Consider the following 7346-nt stretch of genomic DNA (forward strand, 5'->3'; position numbering starts at 1 on the left):
GCGAAATTCATCGCCGGTAGCGCGCCGGCCCATTGACCCGCTGAGTTAGCGCTGATAACTTAACGCCGATAGCGCGGGAGGGGACCCATGTTGCAGCGCATCGCACAAGTGGCCATCGCCGCGCCGCGCCGCATCCTGGTCACCGCTCTGCTGGTCATGGTGGCCTGTGGAATCTTCGGCGTGCCGGTGGCCGACGACCTGTCCGCCGGCGGCTTCCAGGATCCGACCTCCGAGTCGGCGAAGGCAACCCAATTGCTCGTCGACGAGTTCGGCCAGGGTGACATGGAGCTGATCATCAGCGTCACCTCCGAAGCGGGCGCGCAGGACCCGGCCGCCCGCGCGGTGGGCGCCGAGATCGCCGGCCGGTTGGCCGACTCGCCCCACGTCGGCCAGGTGACCTCGGCGTGGACCGCGCCACCCGCCGCCGCCCCGGCGTTGATCAGTGAGGACGGCCGGACCGGCCTGATCGTGGCCGGCATCACCGGTGGGGAGAGCGGGGCCCAGAAGCACGCCGAGCAACTGACCGACGAACTGGTCTACGACCGCGACGGCGTCGAGGTGCAGGCCGGTGGCGTCGCGATGACCTACGTGCAGATCAACGCCCAGACCGAAAAAGACCTGCTGCGAATGGAAGCCATCGCGATACCACTGAGCTTCGTGGTGCTGGTCTGGGTGTTCGGCGGGCTGTTGGCCGCGGCGCTGCCGCTGGCGGTCGGGGCGTTCGCGATCCTGGGCTCGATGGCGGTGCTGCGCGGCTTCACCATGGTCACCGATGTCTCGATCTTCGCGCTGAATCTGTCCATCGCGCTGGGGCTGGCGCTGGCGATCGACTACACCCTGTTGATCATCAGCCGCTACCGCGACGAGCTGGCCGAGGGCGCCGACCGGGACCGGGCTCTGGTGCGCACCATGGCGACCGCGGGCCGAACCGTGCTGTTCTCGGCGCTGACCGTCGCGCTGTCGATGCTCGCGATGGTGCTGTTCCCCATGTACTTCCTGAAGTCCTTCGCCTATGCCGGCATCGCCGTGGTCACGTTCGCCGCGGTGGCCGCGATCGTCGTCGCGCCCGCCGCGATCGTGCTCGCCGGGGACCGGCTCGACGCGCTGGACGTGCGCCGGCTGCTGCGCCGGATCACCGGCCGCCCGGAGCCGGCGGCCAAGCCGATCGAGCAGATGTTCTGGTACCGGTCCACCAAATTCGTGATGCGCCGGTCGATTCCGATCGGCGTCGGCGTCGTCGCGTTGCTGCTGGTGCTCGGCGCGCCCTTCCTGGGCGCCAATTGGGGTTTTCCCGACGACCGGGTGCTACCGCAGTCCGCGTCCGCCCGGCAGGTGGGCGACGACCTGCGCCAGGACTTCGCGGTGGATTCCTCCACCAACGTCACGATCGTCCTGCCGGACGCCGAGTCGGTGACCCCCGGCGAGCTCGACCGCTACGCCGCCGAGCTGTCCCGGGTGCCCGACGTGTCGTCGGTGTCGGCGCCAGGAGGCACCTTCGTCGACGGATCGCCGACCGGACCGCCGACGGCCGCGACCGGATTCGCCGGTGGGAGCGCCTTTCTCACGATCGGCAGCACGGCGGCGCTGTTCACCGACGCCTCGGAGGCCCAACTCGACCGCCTGCACGCGGTGCCCCCGCCGGACGGGGCGCAGGTGCTGGTGACCGGGCTCGCCCAGGTCAACCGCGACAGCGCCGATGCCATCACCTCACGGCTGCCGATGGTGCTCAGCGTGATCGCGGTGATCACCTTCGTGTTGCTGTTCCTGCTCACCGGCAGTGTGGTGCTGCCGCTCAAGGCGCTGGTGCTCAACGTGTTGTCGTTGACGGCTGCTTTCGGTGCCCTGGTGTGGATATTCCAGGACGGGCACCTCGGCGCGCTGGGGACGACCCCCACCGGGACCCTGGTGGCGAACATGCCGGTGCTGTTGTTCTGCATCGCGTTCGGGCTGTCGATGGACTACGAGGTCTTCCTGGTCTCGCGCATCCGCGAGTACTGGCTGCAGTCCTCGCAGCACCCCGACACCGCCCACCTGTCCGCGCACCTGCGCAGCGACGAGGCCGTGGCACTCGGCCTGGCCAGGACCGGCCGGGTCGTCACCGCCGCGGCCCTGGTGATGTCGATCTCGTTCGCCGCGCTGATCGCGGCCGAGGTGGCATTCATGCGGATGTTCGGGGTCGGCCTCACACTGGCGATCCTGGCCGACGCCACGCTGGTGCGGATGCTGCTGGTTCCGGCGTTCATGCATGTGCTGGGCCGGTGGAACTGGTGGGCGCCGGAGCCGTTGACCCGGCTGCACGACCGCATCGGCTTCAGCGAGGGCGGTGAACCCGGCCCACCCGCGGCGCGGCATCGCGCACGCTCCGGCGAAGAGAGCCGGCTGTCATGACCGCCGAGCCGCTGCGCCGCCGTCGCGCCCCGCGCGGCGCGGGCGAGCAGCTCCGCGAGGAGATCCTCGACGCCGCGACCACTCTGCTGCTGGAAACCGATGACGCCAAGGCGGTTTCGATTCGCTCGGTGGCTCAGCAGGTGGGAGTCACCCCACCGTCGATCTATCTGCACTTCGCCGACAAGGAAGCCATGCTCGACGCGGTCTGCTGCCGCTACTTCGAGAAACTCGACGAACAGATGCAGGCCGTCGAGGGCGCAGGGCGTGACGACGTACCGGTCATCGGGGTGCTGCGGGCCCAGGGACTGGCCTACGTGCGGTTCGCGCTGCAGAACCCGGAGCTCTACCGCATCGCCACGATGGGACACGGACAGCCCGGCAGCGAGGTCGACGTGACGCTGAACAGCTCGGCGTTCGCGCACATGCGCGCGTCGATCGAGGCGCTGATCGCCGACGGCACCTACCCGCCTTCCGACCCGACGACACTGGCCCTGGAGATGTGGGCCACGGTGCACGGCGTCGCGGCGCTGCTCATCTCGCGCCCGTACCTGCCCTGGGGGGACGTCGAGGAGTTCGTCGACCGCGTGCTGCGGACGCTGTGCCTGGGTCTGGTCGCCTCGGCGGGGATTCACCCGACGGACACACCGGAAGAGATGGTCACCTGGTTGAAGGAGGTTGCCGATGAGCGACGTCGTGGATAACGCGTTTTTCGCCCGGGTGTGGACGGTGATGTCGGCCCACGAGTCCGAACCGATGCGCCGGATGCGTCGACAGAACCTCAGTGGTCTGACGGGGCGGGTGCTGGAGGTGGGCGCGGGGACCGGCACCAACTTCGAGTTCTATCCCGACACCGTCACCGAGGTGGTCGCGATCGAACCGGAGCGCCGGCTGGTTCCGCTGGCCGAGCAGGCCGCCGCGGCTGCGGCCGTCCCGGTCACCGTGACCGAACGGCCGGTCGAGGAACTCACCGACAGCGGCCCCTTCGACGCGATCGTCTGCTCGCTGGTGCTCTGCTCGGTATCGAACCCGCAAGAAGTTGTCCGACAACTGTATTCGTTGCTACGGCCCGGTGGCGAGCTCCGCTACCTCGAGCACGTCGCCAGCGCGGGCGGGCGGGGACGGCTCCAGCGATTCGTCGACGCCACCTTCTGGCCGAGGCTGTTCGGCAACTGCCACACCCACCGCGACACCGACCGGATCATCACCGAGGCGGGGTTGCGGGTCACCGGTGCGCGCCGGGAGGCGGCGATGCCGGCCTGGGTTCCCACACCCGTCGCCGAGCTGTCGATCGGGGTGGCGGTCCGGCCGGACTGACCGTCCGGCGGGCTCAGCCCAGCAGTGCCGGAAGCCGCTGCAGCAGCCCCGGCAGGGCGCTGGCGGCCTTCTCCCGCAGTGACACCGTGGCGCTGTCGGACAGCGGGGTGGGCTCGGGGTTCACCTCGATGACCGGCGTGCCGTTCGAGACCGCCAGTTCGGGCAGTCCGGCGGCCGGGTAGACCACCGACGAGGTACCCACCACGACGACCAGGTCGGAGTTGACCACCGCCTCGACCGACTGTTGCCACGCGTCGTCGGGCAGCGGTTCGCCGAACCAGACCACGTTGGGCCGGATCAGCCCGCCGCAAGCACAGTGGGGCGGATCGACCGTCTCCACCGGTTCGGGCATCGCCGGCACCTCGCCGGCGTAGACCGAACGGCACTGGTCGCAATGGAACTCGAACAGGCTGCCGTGCACGTGGTGCACCTGGTTGCTGCCGGCGCGCTCATGCAGGTTGTCGACGTTCTGGGTGACGACATGGACGTCGGCGTAGTCCTCCCAGGCGGCGACGGCGCGGTGCCCGTCGTTGGGGGCGACCGCATCCATCATGTGGTGGCGCCACAGATACCACGCCCACACCCGTTCAGGGTGGTCACGCCAGCCGGCCGAGCTGGAGATCTCGTAGGGGTCGACCTTGGCCCACAACCCGGTTTCGGCGTCACGGAAGGTCGGGACACCGCTCTCCGCCGAGATCCCCGCGCCACTGAATACCGTCACCTGCACCCCACCAAAGTAGCGGCTTTGGGTGATACTGGGCACGTGGCCGATTTGGGGGAATGGGTTCGCGTGGATCCGCAAGCTGCAAGGCCGCTGTTCGATCAGCTCAGGACGCAGATCATCGGCGGAGTTCGGGACGGTCAACTCGCCCCGGGCACCCGGCTGCCCACGGTGCGTGAGCTGGCGGGGCAGATCAACTTGGCCGTCAACACGGTGGCCCGCGCCTACCGGGAACTGGAGGCGGCGGGCGTGCTGGAGACCCGCGGGCGTTTCGGCACCTTCGTGGCCAGGTCGGACCCGGCGGACGCGGCGATGGCGACCGCCGCGCACACCTACGTCTCCGCAGCCCGTGCCCTGGGGGTCGACAAGGGTGAGGCGTTGCGCTACGTGGAGAACGCCTTCGGCTGAGGCCGCGGGACCCGCGCCGTCCGCCGGTTCAGCCGAATTCGAGCAGCGTGACCGTCGGCCGCACCGGGTCGAGCAGCGGCACCCGCTGCACGGCCCAGGACAAGGTGTTGAGCACCCGCCCGCGGGCGGCCTCGCCCGGCAGGTCGTGCACCGCGCGCACGCCGGGAACGGTGTTGACCAGGTCGGCCGCCTCGGCCACCGACAGCGTGAACGGCATCGGCGGCACCCGGTAGCGTCGCGAGGTCCGCATACCGCGCCGCGAGAGCGCCGCGAATCCCGACGGCGGCAGGTCGAACATCATCTGCCCGCCCGGAAAACGTGCCGCACACGCGGTGATCAGCGCCATCGCCTCCTCGGGTTGCAGATACATCAGCAGACCCTCGGCGGTGATGAACACGCCGTCGTCGGTGTTCACCAGGTCCATCCAGCTGAAGTCAAGCGCGGACTGGGCGCACGTCCGTACCCGGCCGGAGGAAGGCAGCAGCTTGCTGCGCAGCTCGATCATCGGGGGCAGGTCGACGGTCAACCAGGTGAACTCGTGGCCGACGCCGGCCGCGTCGAGCCGGTAGAAGCTGGTCTGCAGTCCCTCGGCGAGCGCGACCACCGTCGCGCGCGGGTGGTCGACCAGGTAGCGGCGGGTGTACCTGTCGAACACCTTGGCCCGCAGCGCCATGTCCTGGCGTCGGGTGTACCCGAACTTCGCGAAGTCGAAGTCGATCGAATCGACCAGATGAACAGCCATCGGGTCGTCGATGATCGAGTCGGGCCGCCGCGCCTCCGACGCGCGGACCTTCAGCGTCATCAGGGCCGTCTCGGGCACCCCGGTCAGGTCCGCGGAATGCTTTGCCGTCATCTGCTGTCCCGTCTCGTCGTCGGTCAACCGCGCAGGACCTTGTCGATCGTGCGCAGGTTGCGGGTGGTGGTCGCGGACTTGTAGCGCTTCTTGCCCATTGTCCTCCCCATCGCGGACTGCATCGTCGTCGCGCGGGGAACCTGCCAGTACACGACGCCGTCGCCGGGGACGATCCGTTCACCCGGGGCCGGGTCGCGGGCCAGCGCGCCCAGCTCGTCGAGCACCGCCGGGTCGCTGACGAAGGTGACGTAGGAGTGGTGGCCGTCGACCTCGCGTTCGAACGGGAACCCGGCCGAGATCGCCGCCACGGCGTCCAGCTCGTAGGCCAGAACCCATGCTTCGTAACCGAATTCGTCCCGCAACGCGGTCTCGGCGCGGACCCGGACCGTGGCGGTGTCGGCGCCGCTGTCGAGCAGCACGTTGCCGCTGGCCAGGATCGTGTTGACGGCGGTGAAGCCGGCTTTCTCCAGGGCTTGCGCGACGGCGGCCATCTTGAGGGTGACCCCGCCGACGTTGACTCCGCGCAGGAAAGCGGCGTAGCGCGTCATCGTGGGGTTGCCGACGAGTTCGGGGACGGCGTGGTGTGGTCCATGTGTTCGATCATGGTAGATCGCGGTTCGTTCTACCCTCGTGTCATGACGCGCGATGTCTTCGACGACAAGCTACTGGCCGTGATCGCAGGTAACTCGCTGGGCGTGCTGGCCACCATCAAACGGGACGGACGCCCGCAGCTGTCCAACGTCGCCTACCACTTCGACGCCCGCGAACTGACGATCTCGGTGTCGATCACCGAACCGAGAGCCAAGACCCGGAATCTGCGCCGCGATCCGCGCGCCTCCCTGCACGTCAGTTCCGACGACGGCTGGTCCTATGCGGTCGCCGAGGGCGACGCGGTGCTCAGCGCGCCGGCCGCCGATCCGGGTGACGAGACGGTGGCGGGTCTGGTGGAGCTGTACCGCCGGATCTCCGGGGAACATCCCGACTGGGACGATTACCGCAGCGCGATGGTCGATGACCGCAGAGTGCTGATGACCCTGCCGATTTCGCATGTCTACGGCATGCCGCCGGGCCGGCGCTGAACGGACTATTCTCTCGGGTATGACAGCCAAGGGGTCCGCGGGGTCGGCGGATCGCAACGAGTCCGGCGAGGACGAAACCAAGCGCAGGTTCGCCGAAGCGCTCGAGCGCAAGAATGCGAAGTCGGCGGCCGGTACGGCGCACCGGGACGGCGGGGCCAAGCAGCCGCGCAGCCACGGCCCGGTGGAGAACCGCCGTCAGTTCCGCCGCAAGAGCGGCTGACACCCCGCCGGCCCGGGGACACGACCGGGTCCGAATTCTGCTGCCCGGCAACCCGCGCACGGGAATGAACGTCGGCGCTCACACTCGGTTGCGGCGGGTGTCGGGGGCCGGCCGTCTCCGGCCCAGCAAGGCCAGGCATCCGCCGGCAAGAACGGCCACCGCGACGGCGAAACTCACCCCCGAGACGTTCAGCCCCCAGGCCTGGGCGGCCAGCCCTTCGCCGATGACGGGCAGCGACAGCGCCACATAGGCCACCACGAAGTAGCTGGAGGTCACTTCGGCGCGCCGGTCGGCCGGGGTGCGGGCCGATACCGCGGCCAGCCCGCGGCCGAAGCTGACCCCCTGGCCCACGCCGCTGACGAG

At 69.4% G+C, this 7346-nt stretch carries 9 protein-coding genes and 1 pseudogene; 6 read left to right on the top strand and 4 right to left on the bottom strand.

Annotation, left to right across the window (positions count from 1 at the left end):
* Positions 1-87: 87 nt before the first annotated feature.
* Genes ACXAID_RS15385 through ACXAID_RS15395 form a run of 3 tightly spaced genes read left to right on the top strand, consistent with a single transcriptional unit; the run spans position 88 to position 3702 of the window.
* On the top strand, positions 88-2388 hold the full coding sequence (locus ACXAID_RS15385) for an MMPL family transporter (RefSeq protein ID WP_475023075.1): 2301 nt from the start codon (positions 88-90) through the stop codon (positions 2386-2388).
* Positions 2385-3089, top strand: a complete 705-nt coding sequence (locus tag ACXAID_RS15390) for a TetR/AcrR family transcriptional regulator (protein WP_475023076.1) — start codon at positions 2385-2387, stop codon at positions 3087-3089. The genes ACXAID_RS15385 and ACXAID_RS15390 overlap by 4 nt, the downstream gene beginning before the upstream one ends.
* Entirely contained in the window at positions 3070-3702 is a 633-nt protein-coding gene (locus tag ACXAID_RS15395) for a class I SAM-dependent methyltransferase (RefSeq protein WP_475023077.1), read from the top strand. Before ACXAID_RS15390 ends, ACXAID_RS15395 begins: the two co-directional genes overlap by 20 nt.
* A gap of 13 nt (positions 3703-3715) precedes the next feature.
* On the opposite strand, the gene ACXAID_RS15400 is transcribed toward ACXAID_RS15395, so the two are convergent.
* Positions 3716-4429: an NAD-dependent deacylase gene (locus tag ACXAID_RS15400; protein ID WP_475023078.1), complete on the bottom strand. Its 714-nt coding sequence runs from the start codon at positions 4427-4429 to the stop codon at positions 3716-3718.
* A 36-nt stretch (positions 4430-4465) separates the two neighbouring features.
* On the opposite strand from ACXAID_RS15400, the gene ACXAID_RS15405 reads away from it, so the two are divergent.
* Positions 4466-4831 (top strand): GntR family transcriptional regulator, encoded by a 366-nt coding sequence (locus tag ACXAID_RS15405; RefSeq protein ID WP_475023079.1) that lies wholly within the window; start codon positions 4466-4468, stop codon positions 4829-4831.
* A gap of 28 nt (positions 4832-4859) precedes the next feature.
* Here ACXAID_RS15405 and ACXAID_RS15410 read toward each other — a convergent pair whose 3' ends face one another.
* Both ACXAID_RS15410 and ACXAID_RS15415 read right to left on the bottom strand, forming a co-directional pair.
* Positions 4860-5684, bottom strand: coding sequence for a class I SAM-dependent methyltransferase (locus ACXAID_RS15410; protein WP_475023085.1), 825 nt, complete (start codon positions 5682-5684; stop codon positions 4860-4862).
* Between the two features lie 23 nt (positions 5685-5707).
* Positions 5708-6232 carry a DUF1697 domain-containing protein gene (locus ACXAID_RS15415; RefSeq protein ID WP_475023080.1) on the bottom strand — a complete coding sequence of 175 codons (525 nt, stop codon included), beginning with the start codon at positions 6230-6232 and terminating at the stop codon, positions 5708-5710.
* An 87-nt stretch (positions 6233-6319) separates the two neighbouring features.
* On the opposite strand from ACXAID_RS15415, the gene ACXAID_RS15420 reads away from it, so the two are divergent.
* The gene (locus ACXAID_RS15420; protein WP_475023081.1) at positions 6320-6763 is read left to right on the top strand and encodes a PPOX class F420-dependent oxidoreductase; all 444 of its coding nucleotides are present in this window, start codon (positions 6320-6322) and stop codon (positions 6761-6763) included.
* 19 nt (positions 6764-6782) lie between these two features.
* A complete protein-coding gene (locus ACXAID_RS15425; RefSeq protein ID WP_475023082.1) occupies positions 6783-6983 on the top strand; it encodes a DUF5302 domain-containing protein in 201 nt (66 codons plus the stop codon).
* 78 nt (positions 6984-7061) lie between these two features.
* Here ACXAID_RS15425 and ACXAID_RS15430 read toward each other — a convergent pair.
* Positions 7062-7346, bottom strand: a pseudogene (locus ACXAID_RS15430) (MFS transporter); the annotation flags it as partial.

The organism is Mycobacterium sp. ABE4_509 (assembly GCF_056160785.1).

Bases quoted from the DNA above. Each gene is read 5' to 3' on its own strand.
- ACXAID_RS15385 (WP_475023075.1), top strand. From the start codon at position 88: ATGTTGCAGCGCATCGCACAAGTGGCCATCGCCGCGCCGCGCCGCATC.
- ACXAID_RS15390 (WP_475023076.1), top strand. From the start codon at position 2,385: ATGACCGCCGAGCCGCTGCGCCGCCGTCGCGCCCCGCGCGGCGCGGGC.
- ACXAID_RS15395 (WP_475023077.1), top strand. From the start codon at position 3,070: ATGAGCGACGTCGTGGATAACGCGTTTTTCGCCCGGGTGTGGACGGTG.
- ACXAID_RS15410 (WP_475023085.1), bottom strand. From the start codon at position 5,684: ATGACGGCAAAGCATTCCGCGGACCTGACCGGGGTGCCCGAGACGGCC.
- ACXAID_RS15415 (WP_475023080.1), bottom strand. From the start codon at position 6,232: ATGACGCGCTACGCCGCTTTCCTGCGCGGAGTCAACGTCGGCGGGGTC.
- ACXAID_RS15420 (WP_475023081.1), top strand. From the start codon at position 6,320: ATGACGCGCGATGTCTTCGACGACAAGCTACTGGCCGTGATCGCAGGT.
- ACXAID_RS15425 (WP_475023082.1), top strand. From the start codon at position 6,783: ATGACAGCCAAGGGGTCCGCGGGGTCGGCGGATCGCAACGAGTCCGGC.